The 20072-nt window shown below is 56.3% G+C and carries 17 protein-coding genes and 2 pseudogenes; 13 read left to right on the forward strand and 6 right to left on the reverse strand.

The features are described from left to right. Window positions 1–440: 440 nt before the first annotated feature. Complete coding sequence (locus HPC62_RS04215) at window positions 441–1292, forward strand: 3'(2'),5'-bisphosphate nucleotidase CysQ family protein (RefSeq protein WP_172353892.1); 852 nt, start codon at window positions 441–443, stop codon at window positions 1290–1292. Between the two features lie 278 nt (window positions 1293–1570). Next, window positions 1571–2254, forward strand: a complete 684-nt coding sequence (locus HPC62_RS04220; RefSeq protein WP_172353893.1) for a Crp/Fnr family transcriptional regulator — start codon at window positions 1571–1573, stop codon at window positions 2252–2254. Between the two features lie 174 nt (window positions 2255–2428). On the opposite strand, the gene HPC62_RS04225 is transcribed toward HPC62_RS04220, so the two are convergent. Continuing rightward, a complete protein-coding gene (locus HPC62_RS04225; RefSeq protein ID WP_172353894.1) occupies window positions 2429–3061 on the reverse strand; it encodes a hypothetical protein in 633 nt (210 codons plus the stop codon). An 80-nt stretch (window positions 3062–3141) separates the two neighbouring features. On the opposite strand from HPC62_RS04225, the gene HPC62_RS04230 reads away from it, so the two are divergent. From HPC62_RS04230 to HPC62_RS04240, 4 genes and pseudogenes are all read left to right on the forward strand, one after another. Next, complete coding sequence (locus tag HPC62_RS04230; RefSeq protein WP_172353895.1) at window positions 3142–3525, forward strand: hypothetical protein; 384 nt, start codon at window positions 3142–3144, stop codon at window positions 3523–3525. A 202-nt stretch (window positions 3526–3727) separates the two neighbouring features. Next, window positions 3728–5012: pseudogene (ycf46, locus tag HPC62_RS04235) on the forward strand (stress-responsive protein Ycf46); the annotation flags it as partial. Between the two features lie 68 nt (window positions 5013–5080). Next, window positions 5081–5329 (forward strand): annotated as a pseudogene (locus tag HPC62_RS24270) (AAA family ATPase); the annotation flags it as partial. A 163-nt stretch (window positions 5330–5492) separates the two neighbouring features. Next, a complete protein-coding gene (locus HPC62_RS04240) occupies window positions 5493–5846 on the forward strand; it encodes a DUF1257 domain-containing protein (protein WP_172353897.1) in 354 nt (117 codons plus the stop codon). 311 nt (window positions 5847–6157) lie between these two features. Here HPC62_RS04240 and gloA2 read toward each other — a convergent pair whose 3' ends face one another. Continuing rightward, window positions 6158–6559 (reverse strand): SMU1112c/YaeR family gloxylase I-like metalloprotein, encoded by a 402-nt coding sequence (gloA2, locus tag HPC62_RS04245; RefSeq protein WP_172353898.1) that lies wholly within the window; start codon window positions 6557–6559, stop codon window positions 6158–6160. A gap of 259 nt (window positions 6560–6818) precedes the next feature. On the opposite strand from gloA2, the gene HPC62_RS04250 reads away from it, so the two are divergent. Beyond that, window positions 6819–7633, forward strand: a protein-coding gene (locus HPC62_RS04250) for an IS5 family transposase (protein WP_172353899.1) whose coding sequence is annotated in 2 segments (ribosomal slippage) — window positions 6819–7197 and window positions 7197–7633 — 816 coding nt in all. Because the reading frame shifts where the segments join, the coding sequence is not laid out codon by codon here. A gap of 200 nt (window positions 7634–7833) precedes the next feature. After that, window positions 7834–8145, forward strand: coding sequence for a hypothetical protein (locus HPC62_RS04255; RefSeq protein WP_172353900.1), 312 nt, complete (start codon window positions 7834–7836; stop codon window positions 8143–8145). A gap of 39 nt (window positions 8146–8184) precedes the next feature. Here HPC62_RS04255 and ruvC read toward each other — a convergent pair whose 3' ends face one another. The 3 genes from ruvC to HPC62_RS04270 all read right to left on the reverse strand — a co-directional run bounded on the left by ruvC (window position 8185) and on the right by HPC62_RS04270 (window position 11167). Beyond that, window positions 8185–8673, reverse strand: coding sequence for a crossover junction endodeoxyribonuclease RuvC (gene ruvC / locus HPC62_RS04260; RefSeq protein WP_172353901.1), 489 nt, complete (start codon window positions 8671–8673; stop codon window positions 8185–8187). A gap of 136 nt (window positions 8674–8809) precedes the next feature. Next, window positions 8810–9904, reverse strand: a complete 1095-nt coding sequence (gene bchI / locus HPC62_RS04265; RefSeq protein WP_172353902.1) for a magnesium chelatase ATPase subunit I — start codon at window positions 9902–9904, stop codon at window positions 8810–8812. A 135-nt stretch (window positions 9905–10039) separates the two neighbouring features. After that, window positions 10040–11167, reverse strand: a complete 1128-nt coding sequence (locus HPC62_RS04270; protein WP_172353903.1) for a calcium/sodium antiporter — start codon at window positions 11165–11167, stop codon at window positions 10040–10042. 304 nt (window positions 11168–11471) lie between these two features. Between HPC62_RS04270 and HPC62_RS04275 the strand changes: the two genes are divergently transcribed. Next, window positions 11472–12044 (forward strand): hypothetical protein, encoded by a 573-nt coding sequence (locus HPC62_RS04275; RefSeq protein ID WP_172353904.1) that lies wholly within the window; start codon window positions 11472–11474, stop codon window positions 12042–12044. A 38-nt stretch (window positions 12045–12082) separates the two neighbouring features. Here the strand turns inward: HPC62_RS04275 and HPC62_RS04280 are convergent, their stop codons facing one another. After that, window positions 12083–12475, reverse strand: coding sequence for a winged helix-turn-helix transcriptional regulator (locus HPC62_RS04280; protein ID WP_172353905.1), 393 nt, complete (start codon window positions 12473–12475; stop codon window positions 12083–12085). A 308-nt stretch (window positions 12476–12783) separates the two neighbouring features. Here HPC62_RS04280 and HPC62_RS04285 point away from each other — a divergent pair, with 308 nt between their 5' ends. The 4 genes from HPC62_RS04285 (at window position 12784) to HPC62_RS04300 (ending at window position 20047) form a co-directional block, all read left to right on the forward strand. Further along, the gene (locus tag HPC62_RS04285) at window positions 12784–13365 is read left to right on the forward strand and encodes a flavodoxin family protein (protein ID WP_172353906.1); all 582 of its coding nucleotides are present in this window, start codon (window positions 12784–12786) and stop codon (window positions 13363–13365) included. A 9-nt stretch (window positions 13366–13374) separates the two neighbouring features. Continuing rightward, window positions 13375–14544, forward strand: a complete 1170-nt coding sequence (gene cbiD / locus HPC62_RS04290) for a cobalt-precorrin-5B (C(1))-methyltransferase CbiD (protein WP_172353907.1) — start codon at window positions 13375–13377, stop codon at window positions 14542–14544. Between the two features lie 719 nt (window positions 14545–15263). Beyond that, entirely contained in the window at window positions 15264–16811 is a 1548-nt protein-coding gene (guaA, locus tag HPC62_RS04295; RefSeq protein ID WP_172358772.1) for a glutamine-hydrolyzing GMP synthase, read from the forward strand. 737 nt (window positions 16812–17548) lie between these two features. Next, window positions 17549–20047 carry a protein kinase domain-containing protein gene (locus tag HPC62_RS04300; protein ID WP_216655323.1) on the forward strand — a complete coding sequence of 833 codons (2499 nt, stop codon included), beginning with the start codon at window positions 17549–17551 and terminating at the stop codon, window positions 20045–20047. Window positions 20048–20072: the final 25 nt, after the last annotated feature.

The raw sequence follows: 20072 nt of genomic DNA on the forward strand, positions 1-20072 counted from the left end.
GCCCCATTCAGGCTATTTTTAAACATTTCTGACAGGACTTACGGAGTTGGACAATCTCTCGCGGGTGCAGCCCGCGAGAGATTGTCCGAAGTTCAGAGAAATTATCGCAAGTGCATCAATCCTATCTGAAATTATTTCTTGAAATGTTTGGATGAACAGTTGCATCGGCAACAATGACTAGCGTTCTTGGGGCAATTCGTTGCTCTGTCCTCAAGTATTTTTCTATCCATGTCATAGGTAGAACCTGCGCAGTTGGAGGTTTTCTCGCAGTCCGCATCTACGAGAAGTCCTCCGAAATCCAGAAAACTGATCGCAGGTGTGTAGGTTCTGATGGGGTTGCTTTGAGTTGCGTGGCACTTGAGCGCGTAGGATGCAGTCTAAGTCTATGATGAGGACGGCAAACGAGGACGGCACGCAGCGCAGGAGCAAGTAGGAAACCCATGCAGAAGCTTTCGGACGATCAGCTTGCGGCAATTAATCGGCTGGTGGTGGACTGTGGCAGGCGATCGCTCGATCTGGCGGCAGGGTCGTTCAAGGTCTACGAAAAAGGGCTGGATGACTACGTGACCGACGTGGATCGGGCGCTGGATGCTCAGCTTGCGGGCGGGCTGACGGCGTTGTTTCCTGCTGATGGGGTGATTTCCGAGGAAAACGCCGCCTCGCGTCGGCAATTCTCGCAGCAAGCTGGCCGCCTGTGGCTGGTCGATCCGCTGGATGGCACAGAAGACTTTATCCACGGCAAGCCGCATTATTCCGTCATGGTGGGAGTGCTGGAGCAGGGACGGCCAACAGCGGGCTGGATCTATGCGCCTGTGTTTGATCAACTGTATTTTGGGGGTGAGGAACTGGGGCTATTTGGGCAGGCGGGCGCAGGGGAGGTGGTTCCGCTCATGCCGACCCAGCCAGAGCTGACGGGCGATCGCCTCCCAGTTCTAATCGGTACCAAAGATGCCCGTCGATACGGTGAATCCATTCTGCGCCATATTCCCCAGGCTCAGTTTGGCTTTATCGGCAGCTTTGGGCTAAAGGTGCTGGAGGTGATTCAGGGTCGCGCCGCACTCTATATTTACCTCAACCGCCGGGTCAAACTATGGGATACGGTCGGGCCGCTGGCATTGGCCCGGGCGGCCGGGCTGGTGTGTTGCGATCTGGACGGCAAACCCATCGGGTTTGATACAGCCGCCCTCGACCCCGACACGCTGACCCATCAGCAGCCGATTCTAGTGGGCTGGCCACCCTCTTTCGATCCGCTGCTGCCACTGCTGCAACGGGCGATCGCCGACGTGGACTGATCGCCATAACAGCGCCATGACAATGCCAGGATAGCGCCATGATACGCTAGACTTAACCATCTGGCTCTACTAATGACGTTCACCTGCACTTTTGAAAGGCTTTCAGACTCCGCAGGCGGCTGCTAATTTTGCTAGTCGCCTGGGTATTCTAACCTTGGCAAGTGGCTCCCCGTGCTTGACTACTATGCGTCTCGCCAGACTGTTTCTCTTCGCGCCAATAACTTTCGCGCAAAACAGCCCCTGGAGGGACTCTCGACTTCTTATCCAGGGCGTTCTTCATGCAAACCACCGCCTTTAGTGAATTGTTCCCGCTCTTCAGTTCCGCCAGTCCAGAAACCCTGGAGTGGCTCTTATCGATTGCGGTTGAGCATGAGTATCCCGCTGGCCGCGCCGTGCTAATGGAAGATGCCTGGGGAAATGCGGTCTATTTCGTCGAGTCGGGTTGGGTAAAAGTGCGCCGTCACTCTGGCGAAGAAGTGGTCACGCTGGCGATTTTGGGGCGCGGTGATTTCTTTGGGGAGATGGCGATTTTGGACGAGTCTCCTCGCTCGACGGATGTGGTGGCGCTGTCGCCTGTAAAGCTGCTTAGCATTTCCGCCCAGCGCTTTATCCAGACGCTGTTCAAAGATTCGCAACTGCATCACAAGATGCTGCAACTGATGGTGCGGCGCTTGCGACAGACCAATTTTCGCTTCCAGATTCAGCACCGCGCTCCGGCGATCAAGCTGGCTAATACGCTGGTGCTGCTGGGTGAAAACTACGGGAAGTCAACGCCCCACGGCACGGAGATTTTCAACGTGCCGATCAAAGACCTGGCAGATGTTACAGACATCAATCCAGATGATGCAGCCAAGATCATGGAAAAACTGGACAGCAAGGGCTGGATCAAGATTGACGCGGCTGGGCAGACCATGCGCCTGCTGAATATGCGTCAACTGGCTCACCTGGCTGGCAAGATTTAGCGGCGTAGCGATGCTCCGGAGTTAAGTCTCAAGCTCCTCTGCCTTGCGCTGCTGCAATTTCAGACTAATAACTTCGGGTTTAGGACTTACGCAGTTGGAGGATTTCTCGCGGACGCAGCCTGCGAGAAATCCTCCAAGTCCAGAAAACTTATCACAAGTGCGTAAGTCTTGAGGTTATTTCTGGGTTGGGGGTTGGGGGCTGGATTTGCCCTTGGGAGTCACGTAGTATTGCTTGGCCACGTAGTCAAAGAATTCATAGTATTGCGAGAACTGGTCGCTGGGCGATCGCCCCTGCCAGAAATACACCACGCCCTCTTCCGTCAGCGTCAGTGTCATCAGGCTGACGGTGCTGCCGATTTCTACGCGCAACTGTCCGCGCAATCCCTGGCGCGTCGTAAAGTTGGGCGCAGCTAGCACGCTCCGCCGCACCTGCTCAGACGAATCCCCCGGCGTAGACGAGATATGGCTCGCCCAGCCAAGAATTTCCACATCCGGGCTGTAGGGGTTGCGAAATCGCCGCCCATCCTGGCTGTCTGGCAGGGGCGCAGGCATCCAGTTGTCGGGATAGGGAAACTCAAACCCGTAGTTGGGGTTCTGATAAATCTTCCAGGTTCGCCGTTCGCTAACCGCTGGCTGAGAACAACTGCTGACCAGTCCGACGCTCAGACTGAGCAACAGGCTGGCTGCCATTTGACGCGAAGACGACCCAGCCCTGGTTGCAGAAGGCTGAGGGCGATCGCCCCATCCCCGGTTGATGAATCGAGATGTAACGCCATTTGTAAACTTGTGTAACAATGCTGCCGTCATAGCGGTCTTCCGTCTTGACAGCACTTGAACCAAGCCTCTATTCTTAAACGACATACCCGGGTATCAATCGCGAAATCAATATGCAAGACAAGAGTAAACTCACCCTGTATGTTCCACGAGAGCTTCACCGCAAGCTGAAAATCAAAGCAGCGGTAGATGACGAAGCGATGTCAAGCATTGTGGAACGTGCGATTGTCTTCTACCTGACTCATCCGCACGTCGTCGATGAAGTAGAAGCGTCTCTCGGATCTGTGTCTCATGGGCAGACTCATCGAGTATACAACTGTCCTGGGTGTGAGAGTTCCTATGTGATCCGCGAGGGTGAGCTAGTTTCTTTGGCGAGTCACGCTGGAGTCGTGCAGGATGATGGCGAGTTAGTCGATCGCGTTTCTATGACTCCGTCTCCTGAGCCTGTTGCCGAAGGGTTTGATCGACCGGGTGAAGAGAGTTTGGTTCCTTGCTAGTTGGGTTGTATTGTCTGACGGGTTCGTAGGCGGTTGAAAATGGGCTTCGAGAGCAGTTTCTGGAAGCTTACAGGTTCGCATTCACTGGGGTCGGGCATCTATCAGGTCATTCAGGTTACATAGGGGCTGCTGATCTGCGGTTCGGCGATTGCATCACAATCGGTTTGCGGGTGTCCTCCACTGTCCATAGCAGGTTGACGACATGAGAGAAGAGCTAAACGTTTTAGTTCAAGCACAGTATCCTCTAATCTATCTCGTGACCTCTGAGGAAGAGCGGGCAGAGCAGACCATCGCGGCGATCGCCCAGATGAAGCCCCTGCGAAGAGTCTTTGTCTGGACAGTTACCCACGGCATTGTGGAGTTTGGACAGCCGCGCAACATCACCCAGCACAATACCGTTTCTCCCGAAGCCGCAATCGAGTGGGTCATTCGCCAGCGAGAGCCAGGGATCTTTGTGTTTAAGGATCTGCACCCCTTCATCGACTCGCCTGCGGTAACCCGGTGGCTGAGAGATGCGATCGCCAGCTTCAAGGACACTCAGAAAACTATCCTGCTCATGTCCCCTGTTCAAAACATTCCGATTGAGCTGGAGAAAGAGGTCGCTGTTTTAGACTTCCCGCTCCCCGACATGGCAGAGCTGAACCAAGTCCTGACGCATCAGTTGGATCAGTCCCGCCCTGCTCGACGCATCACCACTGAAACCCGCGAGAAGCTGCTGAAGGCTGCTCTGGGACTCACACGCGACGAAGCGGAGAAGGTCTATCGCAAGGCCCAAGTTGCCGCTGGCAAGCTGACCGAATCCGAGGTGGAAGTCGTCCTCTCAGAGAAGAAGCAGCTCATCCGCCGCAACGGCATTCTGGAATATCTCGAAGAAGACAGCACCATTGACTCGGTGGGCGGTCTGGAAGAACTCAAGTCCTGGTTGCGCCAGCGCTCGAACGCCTTTACGGAGCGAGCGCGAGAGTATGGACTGCCTCAGCCCAAGGGGATGCTGATTTTGGGCGTACCTGGTTGCGGTAAGTCGCTGATTGCCAAGACCACTTCTCGCCTGTGGGGACTGCCGCTGCTGCGTCTGGACATGGGTCGCGTTTATGACGGGTCTATGGTGGGGCGATCGGAGGCCAACCTGCGGAGTGCCCTAAAAACCGCCGAGTCTATCTCTCCCGCCATTCTGTTTATCGACGAGCTAGACAAGTCCTTTGCGGGGAGCGCGGGGTCTGCCGATTCCGACGGCGGCACCTCCAGCCGTATTTTTGGAACCTTCTTAACCTGGATGCAGGAGAAGACTTCGCCTGTGTTTGTGATGGCAACGGCCAACCGAGTCGATCGGCTACCGGGTGAGTTTCTTCGCAAGGGTCGCTTTGACGAAATCTTTTTCGTCGATTTGCCCACGGCTGAGGAACGTAAGGACATCTTCCGCATCCACCTCTCCAAGCGGCGAAACGACATCTCCCGGTTTGACTTGGAGCAGTTGGCCAAGATTTCTGAAACCGAAGCAAGTGTCTCGATTACCGACCCCAATACGGGCGCGAGCCGTTCGGTCAACGTTGTGTGTGGATTCTCTGGTGCAGAGATTGAGCAGGCGGTCGTGGCTGCGATGTACGAAGCCTTTGCTCAAGATCGAGAGTTCACTCAACTGGATATTATTGCTGCCGTCAAATCGACGCTTCCGCTGTCGAAGACGATGGCTGAGCAGGTAGTCGCCCTGCGGGAATGGGCGAGGCAGCGCGCGCGACCTGCCGCCACTTCTATCGCTGAAGAGCGAAGCCGCGAAGAGGAGTATAAGCGGCTGGAGTGGAGCTAAACGGGCTTTCTCTCCTGCTCCCAACAGGAGGAAAGGCTAGCACATTGCTAGCAGTCTAATCGCTATAGCCGCTTCTGTTTGCCCTCCAAAGGCTGAGCCGGGCGGTACCTACCTACCAAAAAACGTTGTCTCTCTCAGTTTTCCCTACAGGAGGAAATCCGAAATGTCTCACTTTAGCACTCTGCGTACCAAAATCACCGATGCCGAAATCCTGAAGGCTTCTCTGCGGGATCTGGGCATCACGGTCAAGACCGAAGCTGATGTGCGCGGCTACAATGGTCAGCGCGTCCGCTCTGACATCGTTGCCGTTCTGGAAGGCGAGTATGATCTGGGCTGGTCTCGCAATGCCGATGGTTCCTTCGACCTGATCGCCGACCTCTGGGGCGTTGCCAAGAAGCACAACCAGACCGAGCTGATCAATTCCATCAACCAGAAGTATGCCGTCAACAAGACGCTGGCAGAAGTGAAGCGCCCCGGTCTGCAAAACGCCAACGTGAAGCTGGTGGTGCAAAAGTAGTTTCTTCGAGCGTTCCCAATTGACGGGTTAACCTGGAACGGGTTAGCCCGTTTTTTTGTCTTTGCGCTTTTTTGTTCACGCTGGGCGTATAGGGATTGCCCACGGGGGTCTATGCACAGTGGGCTACGCACAGCGGTCTATGCTTTGTATAGCTCTAGCGGCAGTCCGTCTGGGTCTTGGAAGAAGGCGAACGGTCTATGCTTCGTATAGCTCTAGCGGCAGTCCGTCTGGGTCTTGGAAGAAGGCGAACGGTCCATGCTTCGTATAGCTCTAGCGGCAGTCCGTCTGGGTCTTGAAAGAAGGCGAACGGTCTATGCTTCGTATAGCTCTAGCGGCAGTCCGTCTGGGTCTTGAAAGAAGGTGAACCGCTTTTGGGTTAGCTCATCTACTCGGATCGGTTCGACGGAAATGCCTTGAGACTCCAGGTAAACAACGGAACGGTCGAGATCAGGGGTCGCGAAGGCTAGATGGCGCAGTCCGCAGGCCTCCGGGCGCGAGGGGCGAGGCGGCGGTGCAGGAAAGGAAAATAGCTCAATGCGATAGGCAGAAATTCCAGACTCAACGGGGAGCGCCAAATCCAGCTTGTAGGATTGCTTTGCCGTACGGTAGGTTTCTTGCAAAACCTGGAAGCCCAGAATCTCGGTGTAGAAGCGTTTCGAGCGCTCGTAATCGGAGCAGATCAGGGCGATGTGGTGAAAGCCGGAAAGTTGCATCGGGAGTTATACAGGGAGTTGGCTGTGTTAAGAGCTAATTTATAAAGAAAATCTAAATAGAGGCAAGCGAACCTGAGGGTGAACTTTAGAGCTAATTTATGAAGCAAATCTTAAGAAGCCTGAAACTCTTGGCATGTGTGGCTTTGAGGTCATGTTTGCCCAGGAAAAGCGGTTTCTCGGAAATCCTTGATTAACAAGGCTTTCAGGCTCCTTTACAAATTAGCTCTTAGTCTGAAAGAGATGCTTCTGAAGCCCGCCTATGAGTCGCCTACCGGAAATCGCCAATCCCAAGCGCAAAGCCTATCCCAGTGATATGAGAGATGCAGAATGGAGCGTTTTGCAACCGCTGATACCTGCCGGTAAAGGCTTTGGTCGTCCCCGTGAAGTGGACTTTCGAGAAATCCTCAACGCAATCTTCTACGTGCAGCGTACTGGATGCCAGTGGGAAATGCTACCGCATGACCTTCCCCCGTATACAACGGTGTACTTCTACTTTTGCAAATGGCATCGCAAGGGGATTTGGCAGCAGATGCACGACCAACGCCGAGCAGACCTGCGGCAGAAAATGGGCAGAACCATAGACTCCAGTGTGGCAATTGCTGATTCCCAATCGGTCAAGACCACCGAAAAAAGGGGGGCATCTACGGTTTCGACGGTGGCAAAAAGGTTAAGGGGCGTAAGCGCCACCTCGTTGTAGACTCCCAAGGGCTTTTAATTGGGGTATTAGTCACCGAAGCGAATGCCTCAGAACGGCTTGGAGCCGTGGTCACGCTCGATGAAGCCAGCGATAAACTCTCCCGGCTTGAGGTGGTGTGGGTAGACCAGGGGTATAGCGGCAAGAAGTTTGCCCATGCAGTCCAACAGGTCTGTGGGGAACCTGTCCGCGTAGAAGTCATCAAACGAACCTCCAAGTCGTTTGAAATTCTGCCTAAGCGCTGGATTGTGGAGCGAACTTTTGGCTGGTTGAATCGCTATCGACGCTTGAGCAAAGACTACGAATTGTATTGCGAAATGAGTGAAGCCATGATCTACGGTGCCATGATTCAATTGATGCTCAAGCGCTTGGCAGCTTAGCTACTTTATAAATCAGCTCTAAGGAGCTATATCCAAATTTTCAGGGATGCTGTAGGGTATTTTGAAGCATGAATCTTGAGAGCAAAGTTTTGAACCGAATTTTGAGTGTTTTTGAGTCTTGCTGACGTTTTTTAGCTCAAGCTGATTAGCTCACGTTGTTTAGCTCACGTTGTTTAGCTCAAGCTGATTTCAGGATAGCTATGACAGAACGTATTCCCCGCTCCGTACATTACACCACGCTGAATCTGTTGAAGGTTTTGGCGGCAAAGGGTGATCCGGATGCGATCGCCGCTCTCCAGCGTTCCGACGAAGCCGACATTGAAATTGTAGATGACGACAGTGAAGGAGAAATCCTGATCCAGGTGCAGGACGAAAGTTCTACCTACCTGATTACTGAGCATGGGGTCAGCAAGCTAGATAGCACGGGCGATTTGCTGGAGGCCTGGGGGATTGAGCCAGAGGGTTTGAACCATCTTCAGGATGAAGATCCGAATACGTCGGATGAAGCGTAGAGCCTGCTTAGGTTTAGAGCAAGAGTCTAGAGGCTGAACTTACCGCTGGAACCAGGCGGCAAGGGCGATCGCCAGCGCATCGGCTGCGTCGTCTGGCTTGGGGATGGTCGCCAGTGATAGCTCACGGGCCACCGCCTCCTGCACCGCGAGTTTGTCAGCATTGCCATAGCCCGTGAGCGCTTGTTTGACTTGGGCGGGCGTGAATTCCACCACAGGTAGCTTGTGCTGTGCGAGCACCAGCGCAATTACGCCCCGCGCCTGGGCAACCGCAATCGTATTGCCCATGCGATAGAAAAACAGCTTTTCTAGGGCAATCAGGTCGGGTTTGACCGTATTCAGCAGGTCATGCAGGTCGTCGAAGATGGTGCAAAGGCGATCGCCCATGTCGGTTCCCGCTGGGGTACGAATCACGCCAAAATCCAGCACCTCAACTCGATCGGCAGATCGGAGTCCGAAACCCGGCTCGCAGCGCAGCGCCCCAAAGCCGAGAGTTGCCAGGCCGGGGTCTAGCCCAAGGATGTGGGTCATGCGGGGGATAGGGGGCGTGTTGATTTTGGATTTTAGATTTGCGATTTTGGATGGTTGGTCGGATTGTTAGTCCAAGGTTCTCTACAAGTTCTCTATGAGTGTCACTAGCAGGAAGTTTCGCTAGCGGGAAGTTGCGCTAGCGGGCAACGGCCGCGCCGTTTTGGATGGCTTCTTCCGATAGCCCAAAGACCTGCCCAAAGACCTTATCGACCTTGTAGCCCGAATCGATAGACTCTAGCGGGTCTTTTCGCAGGCGGTGGCGCAGACAGAGGCCGATGACGCGGCGAATGTCCTGTTCGGTGACTTCGGTGCGACCTTCAAAAGCGGCGATCGCCTTTGAGGCGCGGTTGGTCACGATGTCGCCCCGCAATCCATCCACATCTAGCTCGGCACACACCTGAGAGATTTTTACCTTTAGCTCTCGGTCAATGGTCACCGATGACAGCCGCGCTTGGGCATCGGCGATTTGCTTTTGCAGTGCGTCTTGCTGGGCTTGATGCTTTGCCAAAAACGCCTTCGGATTTTGGTCAAACTCGGAGCGCTGCTCAACGATATCCACCCGCAGCGAGGGATCTTTGACCGTGCGGATTTCTGCGTGCATTCCAAAGCGGTCGAGCAGTTGGGGCCGCAACTCGCCCTCTTCTGGGTTGCCCGACCCCACCAGCACAAACCGGGCTGGGTGGCGAATCGAAATGCCCTCGCGCTCTACGGTGTTCCAGCCGGAAGCCGCTGAGTCCAGCAGCACGTCCACCAGGTGGTCGTCCAGCAGGTTTACTTCGTCTACGTATAAAATGCCACGATTCGCCTTAGCCAAAAGCCCTGGCTCGAAGGCTTTCACGCCTTCTGACAGCGCCTTTTCGATGTCGATAGTGCCGCAAACGCGATCCTCTGTTGCCCCCAGCGGCAAATCGACCATGATCACTTTGCGATGAGACACGGGCAAAGTTTCACCTGCGCTGAGCCGCCGCCGCACGTCGTCGCTCATCAAGTCGGGGTCGGTGGGGGAACTGCCGAAGGGGTCATCGGCAACGACCTCAATTTCGGGCAGCAGGTCGGCCAGGGCGCGAATGGTAGTGGTTTTGCCCGTGCCGCGATCGCCCATGATCATCACCCCGCCGATTTTGGGGTCGATCACGTTCAGCAGCAGGGCCAGCTTCATTTCTTCTTGCCCCACGATCGCCGTGAAGGGAAACACTGCCCGTTGGGGCATGGCTTGTGTTGCAGAAGTCATTTCAGAAAAACTCACGGAACCCCCTAACGGGTATTAACAGTAGTATTCTCCATTCTCTCACAGGCGGGGAAGGGAGACCCCAGAAGCGCTGCACGTTTTACTGGAGGGCTGAGCAAGGTGGAACGAACCGATTGACTATCGGGTCGGTGGATCTTCGGCGGACGAGATCTGCTGCTTGCGGTGGCGAGATCGGCGGAGTTCGCGCAGGGTTACGACGGCAATCGTCAAAACCGTGATTGGCAGCACAAACCAGAACATGGCCTGGCTAAAGAGCGGCAGGATGGCGTGCTGGGTGGAGCGGAGAATGAGATACAGCGTGTAGGCGGCATAGTATCCGATAAAAACTGCGCCTTCCCAGCGGGTAATCAGGTTGCCTGTGAAAAAGATGGGTAGACAGGCGATCGCCACGGCCAGCATCACCAGCCCATCGAAGCGCAGCACCGAATCAGACACGGCTAGACCCGCCGGAGAAACGGCTGCCGAAAGGCCCAGCACGGCAAGAATATTGAAAATATTGCTGCCGACCACGTTGCCCACGGCAATGTCGCGTTCGCCCTTGAAGCTGGCGACGATGGAGGTAGCCAATTCTGGCAGAGACGTTCCCGCAGCCACAATCGTCAGGCCAATGACCAGCTCGCTGACACCAATGGAGCGAGCAATAATAACCGAGCTATTCACCAGCCAGCGGGAACCCAAGACCAGCAGCACCAGCCCACCCACAATGTAAGCCAGGTTAATCAGCCAGACTAGGGCGGCTGGGCGATCGCCCGGCTCTCCTGCGCCATACTGCTCATATTCCTGCTGCACATCCAGGTTTTGCTCCTTGCGGCTCTGATAAATCAGAAACAGCGTGTAGGCGATCGCCCCAGCAAACAGCACCACGCCATCCGAGCGTCCAATTCGCCCATCCAGCCCAAACAGCAGCATCAGAAACGATACGCCAATCATGATCGGCACATCCAGCCGAATCAACTGCTGAGCGACCACCAGCGGAGCCACCAGCGCCGACATGCCCAAGATCAGCAGCACGTTGAAAATATTGCTGCCGACCACGTTGCCCACTGCAATATCAGCCTGTCCTGCGTAGCTCGATAGGATACTGACCGCCATCTCTGGAGCGCTAGTCCCGTAGGCAACAATGGTTAGCCCAATGACGAGTGGCGAAATTCCGGCGATCGCCGCCAGTTTGGATGCGCCGCGAACCAGTATCTCCGCCCCAACCACCAGCAGGACGAGGCCTGCTATCAGCATTGCAATGACCATTCGTTTTCGTTAAGCCGGGAAAATTTTCAGAAACCTTTATTTTATCTCGGTATCTCTTTGTCCTTCGCAAGGGCAATCTGAAAGAAGACAGACTCAGGCAGGCGATACAACCCACAAAACCCAGGCTTTGACCCTGCATTGTGGGGTATCACATTGTGGGGCATCACATTGCGGGGCATTACGGGGCATTACATTGTGGGGCATCTTTTGCCTGACCGAGCTTCAACGTTCACCTTTCCCCAAGCTTACTAAACCTATCATGACGATTCCTCCTCAGCAGGTTCATCCGACTCGGCCTCAGAGAATGACACCAGCTTCACGAATCAGGGCGATCGCCCTGGCTGCGGCTATTGGTGTATTTGGGGCAGTCGGCGCAACGGTCGGGGTACGTCCGGCGATCGCCTGTGAGTATGGCGCGTGGGTGGAACCCTCTAGAGAAACCCGGCGCTACGAAAACACGCAGCTTGGGGTGGCGTTTCAGATTCCTGCCAACTATCGCGCGATGGGGCGGCAGGGCGGCCAGGCCAGCATTATGAACCCCACAAACTATGACTACATCCAGTGCATTACGCGATCAGGCTATGGAGAAGGCGGCTGGTTTGCGAGTGTGGAACTGAATGTGGATGGTGTTCCCACGGGCAGCCGGGGGCTAGAGCAAGCTATTCGAGCAAATCACACCTGGCTAGACTCGCAGATTCAACTGGTTCGTGAAGGCGACAAAGAATTTGCAGTCTATACCTACACAGACCATCACGACGAAATCGAAGTCGTCAACGTCGCTTTTTTCACCCCCGATCGGCGGCGGCTGGTAACGCTGAGTGGCCCAGAGAATGATCCGGTGTTTCAGCGGGCGATTGCCACTTTGGAATTGCGATAGCCCTGCGATCGCGTAGGCATTTCCAGCAATAGCATGGCTCAGTCCGCCTGGGGCACGTTCTCCGGGCGAGCATCGTAGCGATCGCGGGCGGCGGCGATTTCGGGGTGATGCGTTTCGGCCCAGGCGATGAGCTGCTGCACGGGGACTAAGAGCGATCGCCCCAGTTCGCTCAGTTCATATTCCACACGCGGCGGCACCGAGGGATATACCCTGCGCGTAATGTAGCCGTCGCGCTCCAAATGTCGCAGGGTTTGGGTCAGCATCCGCTGCGACACATCGCCGATCGCCCGCTTGATGTCCATAAACCGCAGCTTGCCATCCGCCAGCGCACACAGGATCAGCAAGCTCCACTTGTCGCCAATGCGATCCAGCACATCGCGCACGGGGCAAGATTCCGCTTCCTGGGGCGTGGTCGCAGTTACCCGCAGCATACTGACTTACCTCAAAGTGCTGTCTTGTTTCAGTCGGTATGTCTGTTATACGCTAAAACTGAACTTGGTTACGAAATGAGACTAAGTATCGTCTGGTAATTAAATCTGGTTGGCATTTGGTTGGCCTCTGATTGGCATTTGGTTGGCAGGTTGTCTCATTCCACCTGATCCATCCAGCCTGATTTATCCAAGCTGATTCATCCAACCCGATTCATACGCCATTTCTCAAAACTACTGAATCTCAAAACCACTGATCTCAAAACTACTGATCTCAAAACCACTGAACAGACATTTCAAAGGACGCAGTTATGCCGACAGTTGCAGTTGTCTATTTTTCGGGTACGGGCCATACGAAGCTCATGGCAGAAGCAGTGGCGGCAGGGGCAAGCCAGGTTCCTGGCACCGAGGTCAAGCTGCTGCAAATTACGGGTGAGCAAATCGTCAACGGCCGCTGGCAAGATCCGGGCATTTTGGAAGAGCTGAATCGCGCCGACGGCATCATCTTTGGGTCGCCGACCTACATGGGCGGCGTGGCGGCTCAGTTCAAGGCATTCGTGGATGCGGCCAGCGCCGTGTGGGCCCAGCAGGGCTGGAAGGACAAAATCGCGGGCGGCTTTACCCACTCTGGCTCTCCCAGCGGCGACAAGCAGGGCACGCTGCTCTACCTCGCCATCAACGCTTCCCAACACAGCATGGTCTGGGTTGGCAATTCGGAAATGGGCTACAACAACGAGGGCGTGAATCGGCTGGGGTCGTTCCTGGGCGTGATGGGCTTTACGGTGCCCGACTTTTCGGGGCAGACCCCAGCGACCCTCGATGAGGGCGATCGCCTCACGTCCGAGCGCTACGGCCGCCGCATCGCCGAAGCCGTCCAGCGCTGGAAGCGTTAGCATTGGCGCATGACCGCGCCGTTTCCTAAGCCCCCTTCTTCGCGGGCAGGCTATACTCTGCCCGTGTTTGCCTGTGCGGGGGCGATCGCCGCGCTGCGCCACCTGCACGACGACCCGCCCTCGCCCCAGAGCGTCACCCTCGACCTGATCACCCCCGCCCAGACCGCCGAAATTCCCATCGAGCAGGTGGCCCGCCTCGGCCCCACCACCGCCCTTGCCATCACCCGCAGCGACCCCGGCGACAATCTCGATCTAACCCGCAACACGCCGATCTGGAGCATCGTTGAGATCCAGCAGCGGGGATCAGGAGTCGGCAAGCAAGATTCTCCCCTCCCCGCCATCACCCTAGAGGGCGGCGAAGGACTCGGCCGCCAAGTCAACGCCGAGAATCAGCCCGCCATCTATGCCTACGCCCGCACCCTGCTGCTGGGCAATCTGGAGCCGCTGCTGCGGCCAGGGGAGGTCATCGGCGTGACGATTGTGCTGCCGGAGGGGCGATCGCTCGCCACGCGCACCTCCAATGCTGCCTTTGGGGTCGTCGAGGGGCTATCGCTGCTGGGCACATCGGGCATTTCCCAGCCCCTCAGCGCACCGGGGCAACTGGAAGACTTTCGAGCGGCGCTGCGGCAAAAATCGGCGACCCATTCGGCGCTGGTGTTCTGCTTGGGGGAAAACGGGCTGGATCTAGCAAGCAAGCTGGGAATCGATCCCGGCTGCGTGGTGAAAACGGCAAACTGGCTGGGGCCGCTGCTGGTGGAGGCGGGAATGCAGGGGGTAGAATCCATCCTGCTGTTTGGCTATCACGGCAAGCTGATGAAGCTGGCAGGCGGCATTTTCCACACGCACCACCACGTTGCCGACGGGCGGCAGGAAATTTTTGCGGCACACTGTGCGATCGCCGGCCTGCCCACAGCAGACGTGCAGCAGATCTTTGCCTGCGAAACGGCGGAGGCCGCGCTGAAGTATTTGCAAACCCTCGATGCGGACACCGGAAGCGACTGGGTGGGGCGTGTGTATGGGGCGATCGCCCAAACCATCGACCAGCGCTCATCGGTGTATATTCGCACCCACTGCGATCGCCCGGTGCGGGTGGGGTCAATCCTGTTTGGGCGCGATCGCCAGATCATTGCGAAAAGCGAATTAGGGTCTGCAATTTTGTCCCAGGTTTTGTTAAGCTAGCTGAAATATTAAAGTCAACTTTTGTTTATCTCGATACATTCTCCCGTCGGATCGGTCGCGCTGTTTCGCCCGTCCAGCGGACTGGGTTCCAGGTAGGTGCTGGATAGAGGCGGCAACTGGCCCCAGGTTTTAAATGTCAAAATCCGACCTTCAGAATCTATTTATCTAAATTTTGGTTCGTCTGTGCGACGATGCTGGGAATTCCCATCGCATTTCGCAGCGTTTACGGCTCATCTGGCAAACGGCTAATTTAGCCACTGATCTAGCCTAATGATTAAGCGCGATCGCAGGGTGCATCCCAACTTTCGTAACCCTCACCCTAAATCCCTCTCCCGCTTTGGGAGAGGGACTTCCGCTCCGGCTCCCCTTCTCCTGACCTGGGAGAAGGGGTTGGGGGATGAGGGCAGATTGAAAGTTGCACATCACGTTAGACTTGTGTGCCTTTATTGCCAGCTTTGCCGCCTCAGAATCCCATACCCTTACGTTTTGAGTCCGGCAAGTTGAGTCTGGCGAATTGAGTCCGGCAAGCTGAGTCCGGCGAGAAAAGCTGTTCGTTGACGTTTCGTGCTTCGCCCTGCGACTTTACTCCTCTTTATCCCACTGCTTTAGCCGTTTGGTATCTGCTTCCTACCCCTTCGTTTTCTCCAGGATCTACCGTGACTCCCCAAGTTGATTCCCTCTCCCCCACCGCCGAACCGTCTGCCCATCTTACCCGCCAGATGATCGTCATTCTGGACTTTGGCTCCCAATACTCCGAGCTAATTGCCCGCCGCATTCGCGAAACCCAGGTTTATTCCGAGGTGCTGAGCTATCGCACCACCCCGGAGCAAATTCGGCAACTCAGCCCCAAAGGCATCATCCTGTCGGGCGGGCCCAGCTCGGTGTATGACGAGCGGGCCCCCCACTGCGATCCCGAAATTTGGAACTTGGGCATCCCCATCCTGGGGGTGTGCTACGGGATGCAACTGATGGTGCAGCAGCTTGGCGGCAGCGTGGAGCGGGCTGAGTGCGGTGAGTACGGCAAAGCAGCGCTGTTTATCGATGATCCCACCGACCTGCTGACCAACGTAGAAGACGGCACGACCATGTGGATGAGCCACGGCGACTCGGTGACGGCAATGCCGGAAGGGTTTGAACTGCTGGCCCATACCGAAAACACGCCCTGTGCGGCGATCGCCCACCACGAGCGCAAACTCTACGGCGTACAGTTCCACCCCGAAGTCGTGCATTCCCTCGGCGGCCAGGCCCTGATCCGCAATTTCGTCTATCACATTTGCGAATGTCAGCCCACTTGGACAACGGCGGCCTTCGTCGAAGAAACCATTCGAGAAATTCGCGCCAAGGTGGGCGACAAGCGGGTGCTGCTGGCGCTGTCAGGCGGGGTCGATTCCTCCACGCTGGCGTTTTTGCTGCATCGGGCGATCGGCGACCAGTTGACCTGCATGTTCATCGACCAGGGCTTCATGCGGAAATATGAGCCGGAGCGCCTGGTCAAGCTGTTTCAAGAGCAGTTCCACATTCCAGTGGAATACATCAATGCACGGGAGCGGTTTCTGGAACGCATTAAGGGCGTGACCGATCCTGAAGAAAAACGAAAGCGGATCGGTCACGAATTTATCCGCGTCTTTGAAGAAGAATCCAAGCGGCTCGGCCCCTTTGACTATCTGGCGCAGGGTACGCTCTATCCGGACGTAATCGAGTCGGCAGACACAAACGTAGACCCGCAAACGGGTGAGCGCGTCGCCGTAAAAATCAAGAGCCATCACAATGTCGGCGGCTTGCCCAAAGACCTGCGGTTCAAGCTAGTGGAGCCGCTGCGGAAGCTGTTTAAGGACGAAGTGCGGAAGGTGGGCCGCTCCATTGGGCTGCCGGAAGAAATCGTCAACCGTCACCCGTTCCCTGGCCCCGGTCTGGCAATCCGCATCCTGGGCGAAGTCACGGCTGAGAAGCTGGATATTCTGCGGGATGCTGACCTGATCGTGCGCCAAGAGGTGAACCGCAGCGGCACCTACAGTATGTTCTGGCAGGCGTTTGCGGTGCTGCTGCCGATCCGTAGTGTGGGTGTCATGGGCGACCAGCGAACCTATGCCTACCCCATTGTGCTGCGGTTTGTTTCCAGTGAAGATGGCATGACGGCCGACTGGTCACGCGCTCCCTACGACCTGCTGGAAACCATTTCCAATCGCATCGTCAACGAGGTGCGCGGCGTGAATCGGGTCGTGTATGATATTACCTCTAAGCCGCCTGGAACCATTGAGTGGGAATAGGCCAGTCCTTGTGCTCTGCGTGCGAGGGTTTGGGGAAGCAAGCGAATCCTGCCGGATGGCTAGCTGGGTACGGCCAGGGTTGGGGTGTAGCTGAAGCGCTCAGGTAAGACGTTCAGGAACGTTTAGGCAGCGCTTTAACACAGGAGGCGCTTCGATGCAGGAGGCGCTTCGATGCAGGAGGCGCTTCGATGCAGGAGGAATAGACGCGCAGGACAAGGGCGATCGCCCTCTGAGAGACTCTCCTGCGGCAATGCAACGCGGCATGGTTTGCGGACGCATGTTTGCCGACGCATATATTCGGTGACGCATATATCGGTGACGCATCTTTTTGTGACGCATCAAGACATAGCCAGCCATAGCGCCCTTGGCAATCCCTATTTTGAACAGAGGTACTAGTTTTCCACAAAAGCCTGTGGAAAACCTATGTTTATCTGTGGAAAACTCCCCTTTTGTGTGGAAAAAGGGGAGACTTTTGGTATGTTTACTTATATTTTTAAGATGGAAAAATTGTTCTGTAGGGGCGATCGCCCATCTTTTTCCCGCTTCTTTCCTCGCTTCTGCAACCAAGCTCTCCCTTAATTGCGACAGGATGGCCCACTGAATCCTGACCGACACAACTCCGACACAACCAGAGAACAGCGGTAGAGTGGAAGCAGTGCATCTGTCATCGGCTTCCAGTTTTGTCGTCCGGTTTATTCTGTATTCTCCCGGTTCATCCCGTTCCCTCTGTGCTGGCTATGGATGCTGGAGCTTCCCCACAACCGAGTCCTTCTAATTTGGGCCAGCGGGCCATGGCGGTCGTGCTGGTCACAGACGCGGTGGGCTACAACTCGCGCATGGCCGACGACCCGGAGCATACCCTCAGCCTGATCCGGCGCGACTTGCAAAAAATGCGTCAGCTTTGTCAGCAGTTTGAAGGAATCGTGCTGAAATCGCTGGAAGACGGGCTGGTGATGTACTTCGTCAGCACCGATCGAGCCGTAAACTGTGCTATCGAAATCCAGCGGTCAATGGCGCAGCTTTTGCAAGAACTGCCTGAAGACGACGTGCTAAGCCATCGCATCGGCATTCACCTGGGCGAGGTCGTCGTGCAGGCGAACGACGTGACCGGGCAGGCGGTGACTGTGGCGACGCGGCTCCAGGAAGAAGCGGCTCCACGCGGCATCTGTATGTCGCAGTCGGTCTACGACTCTGTAAAATCGAGGATTTCCCTGAGCGCGTCCTATGTGGGGTCGCTGAAGCTCAAGAACCTGCAAGAAGCGATTCAGGCCTATCAGATTACGCCCGCTATTCCGGCCAACGTTACCCCCGGCGGCAGCCCCATCGAGGAATCGGAGCTAACCCTGGGCACGCTGATCAACAGCCGCTACCGAATTCAGCGGGTGCTGGGGCAGGGTGGCTTTGGGCGGACGTATCTTGCATCTGATGAACACTGCTTTGGCGATGCCTGCGTGCTAAAGGAGTTTGTACCTGCCAGCCGCACAGAATATGTCGTGCAAAAGTCGCGGGAACTGTTTGAACGCGAGGCGCGGGTGCTGTATCAGATTAATCACCCGCAGATTCCTCGGTTTTTGGCGTGGCTGACCGACCGGGGACGGCTGTTTCTGGTGCAGGAGTATATTGACGGCAAGACCTACGGCCAGCTTTTGCAAGAGCGCCAGCGGCGAGGAGAGCCGCCCTTTTCGGAAGCGGAAATTGTGCAGTGGCTCTGTGATTTGCTGCCGGTGCTGGAGTATCTGCACGGCTTGAATATCCTGCACCGCGACATTTCTCCCGAAAATATCATGCTGCCCAAGGACCAGACCCATCCGGTGCTGATCGACTTTGGGCTGGTCAAGCAGACCGTCAGTCAGATCCTCTCGGCAGCGGGTAGCAGTCCAGGCAGCGCTCAGGCTTCGGTGGTGGGCAAGTTTGGCTATTCTCCGCCAGAGCAAATTCGCATGGGGCAATGCTATCCGTGCAGCGACCTGTATGCGCTGGGGGTGAGTGCGGTGGTGCTGCTGACGGGGCAAGATCTGAGCGTGCTGATGGAGCATACGTCGCTGGAGTGGCGCTGGCGGGAGTATGCCCCTGTGAGCGATCGCCTCGTGCGGATTCTCGATCGGCTGCTGTCGGAAAAGCCGAAGGATCGCTACCAGACGGCGCGGGAGGTGCTGACCGATCTGCGGGCGCTGTCGCTGCCAGAGGTCAACGAAGACCGCCTGATCGAGGTGCAAATCGATTTAGACCAGAGCAAGCGCCAGCGACAGGTGGATGAAATCGTGCAGTCGGCGTTTTTCCAAGACCTGATGCAAAACCTCGATCGGTTTCGGGGTGCGTTTGATTCGCTGGTGGCGGAGCCAGGAGAGTCGGCACAGCCATCGGCAGCCGCGCCCGTCGAGCGTCTTGACAGTTCGCTGCCAGAATTACCTCTAGAGTCATCTCCCGATTCGCCGCCTGCGCCACAGGTGTTGTTCGGTATCTCTGCGATTCAGCCTGGTGTTGTAGAAGAGGCGGTTTGGAAAACGTCGTTTCCTTCGCTGGATGCCGAAGCAGAGGATTTTCCTGAATATGCGGTAGAGGAGTCGATCCCCCTGTCTCCGTCTGCGCCAGACGACGCTCGGTTTGACGACGATCGGTTGACCGAGCCGCCCGCCGCAACGGAGTCGCCTTTTACCGAACCGCCGCCCGCCACACTCCAGCACACGATTGAAATGCCGCTGGCAGACACCAGCGTTCCCCCGCTCCAGCCTCGTGTGCCTGCGCTCTGGCTGGAGGCGTGCCGTCGGGAACTGGCGGAGTGTATTGGCCCGATGGCGAAACTGCTGCTGGACTCGGTGCTGGCCAAGCAAACGGGGCTATCGGCAGAGGCGCTGCTGGAGGCGATCGCCATGAGAATTCCCAATCCTGCCCAGGCAAGCCAGTTTCGCCGCCGTATGCAAAATCGGGCGATCGCCGCTCTGTTGGACGTTCCCGACCCCCCGCTGCCGCTCGTTTCGACGGACGAAGCCGTTCCCAACCCCCAGCGTCTGCCCCAGGAGCCTGCACTGGGCGCAGCGGTGGATGAGACATTTTTGACACAGTGCCGTCAGGCGCTCTCGGAAGCGATTGGCCCAATGGCAGGACTTGTCTTGCGGGATGTGGTGGCTCGACATCCAAACGTAGGCCCGGCAGAACTCGTGGAGGCGATCGCCACGAAAATCCCCAATCCCCAAGCGGCAGCAGCATTTCGGCAACGCCTGAAGCCTTTGATATAAACCCTTGATGTAACTTGATGTAAAC

The sequence above is a fragment of the Thermoleptolyngbya sichuanensis A183 genome, from assembly GCF_013177315.1.
In the GTDB taxonomy this organism is placed as follows: Bacteria; Cyanobacteriota; Cyanobacteriia; order Elainellales; family Elainellaceae; genus Thermoleptolyngbya; species Thermoleptolyngbya sichuanensis.

Bases quoted from the DNA above. Each gene is read 5' to 3' on its own strand.
- HPC62_RS04215 (WP_172353892.1), top strand. From the start codon at position 441: ATGCAGAAGCTTTCGGACGATCAGCTTGCGGCAATTAATCGGCTGGTG.
- HPC62_RS04220 (WP_172353893.1), top strand. From the start codon at position 1,571: ATGCAAACCACCGCCTTTAGTGAATTGTTCCCGCTCTTCAGTTCCGCC.
- HPC62_RS04225 (WP_172353894.1), bottom strand. From the start codon at position 3,061: ATGACGGCAGCATTGTTACACAAGTTTACAAATGGCGTTACATCTCGA.
- HPC62_RS04230 (WP_172353895.1), top strand. From the start codon at position 3,142: ATGCAAGACAAGAGTAAACTCACCCTGTATGTTCCACGAGAGCTTCAC.
- HPC62_RS04240 (WP_172353897.1), top strand. From the start codon at position 5,493: ATGTCTCACTTTAGCACTCTGCGTACCAAAATCACCGATGCCGAAATC.
- gloA2 (WP_172353898.1), bottom strand. From the start codon at position 6,559: ATGCAACTTTCCGGCTTTCACCACATCGCCCTGATCTGCTCCGATTAC.
- HPC62_RS04255 (WP_172353900.1), top strand. From the start codon at position 7,834: ATGACAGAACGTATTCCCCGCTCCGTACATTACACCACGCTGAATCTG.
- ruvC (WP_172353901.1), bottom strand. From the start codon at position 8,673: ATGACCCACATCCTTGGGCTAGACCCCGGCCTGGCAACTCTCGGCTTT.
- bchI (WP_172353902.1), bottom strand. From the start codon at position 9,904: ATGACTTCTGCAACACAAGCCATGCCCCAACGGGCAGTGTTTCCCTTC.
- HPC62_RS04270 (WP_172353903.1), bottom strand. From the start codon at position 11,167: ATGGTCATTGCAATGCTGATAGCAGGCCTCGTCCTGCTGGTGGTTGGG.
- HPC62_RS04275 (WP_172353904.1), top strand. From the start codon at position 11,472: ATGACACCAGCTTCACGAATCAGGGCGATCGCCCTGGCTGCGGCTATT.
- HPC62_RS04280 (WP_172353905.1), bottom strand. From the start codon at position 12,475: ATGCTGCGGGTAACTGCGACCACGCCCCAGGAAGCGGAATCTTGCCCC.
- HPC62_RS04285 (WP_172353906.1), top strand. From the start codon at position 12,784: ATGCCGACAGTTGCAGTTGTCTATTTTTCGGGTACGGGCCATACGAAG.
- cbiD (WP_172353907.1), top strand. From the start codon at position 13,375: ATGACCGCGCCGTTTCCTAAGCCCCCTTCTTCGCGGGCAGGCTATACT.
- guaA (WP_172358772.1), top strand. From the start codon at position 15,264: ATGATCGTCATTCTGGACTTTGGCTCCCAATACTCCGAGCTAATTGCC.
- HPC62_RS04300 (WP_216655323.1), top strand. From the start codon at position 17,549: ATGGATGCTGGAGCTTCCCCACAACCGAGTCCTTCTAATTTGGGCCAG.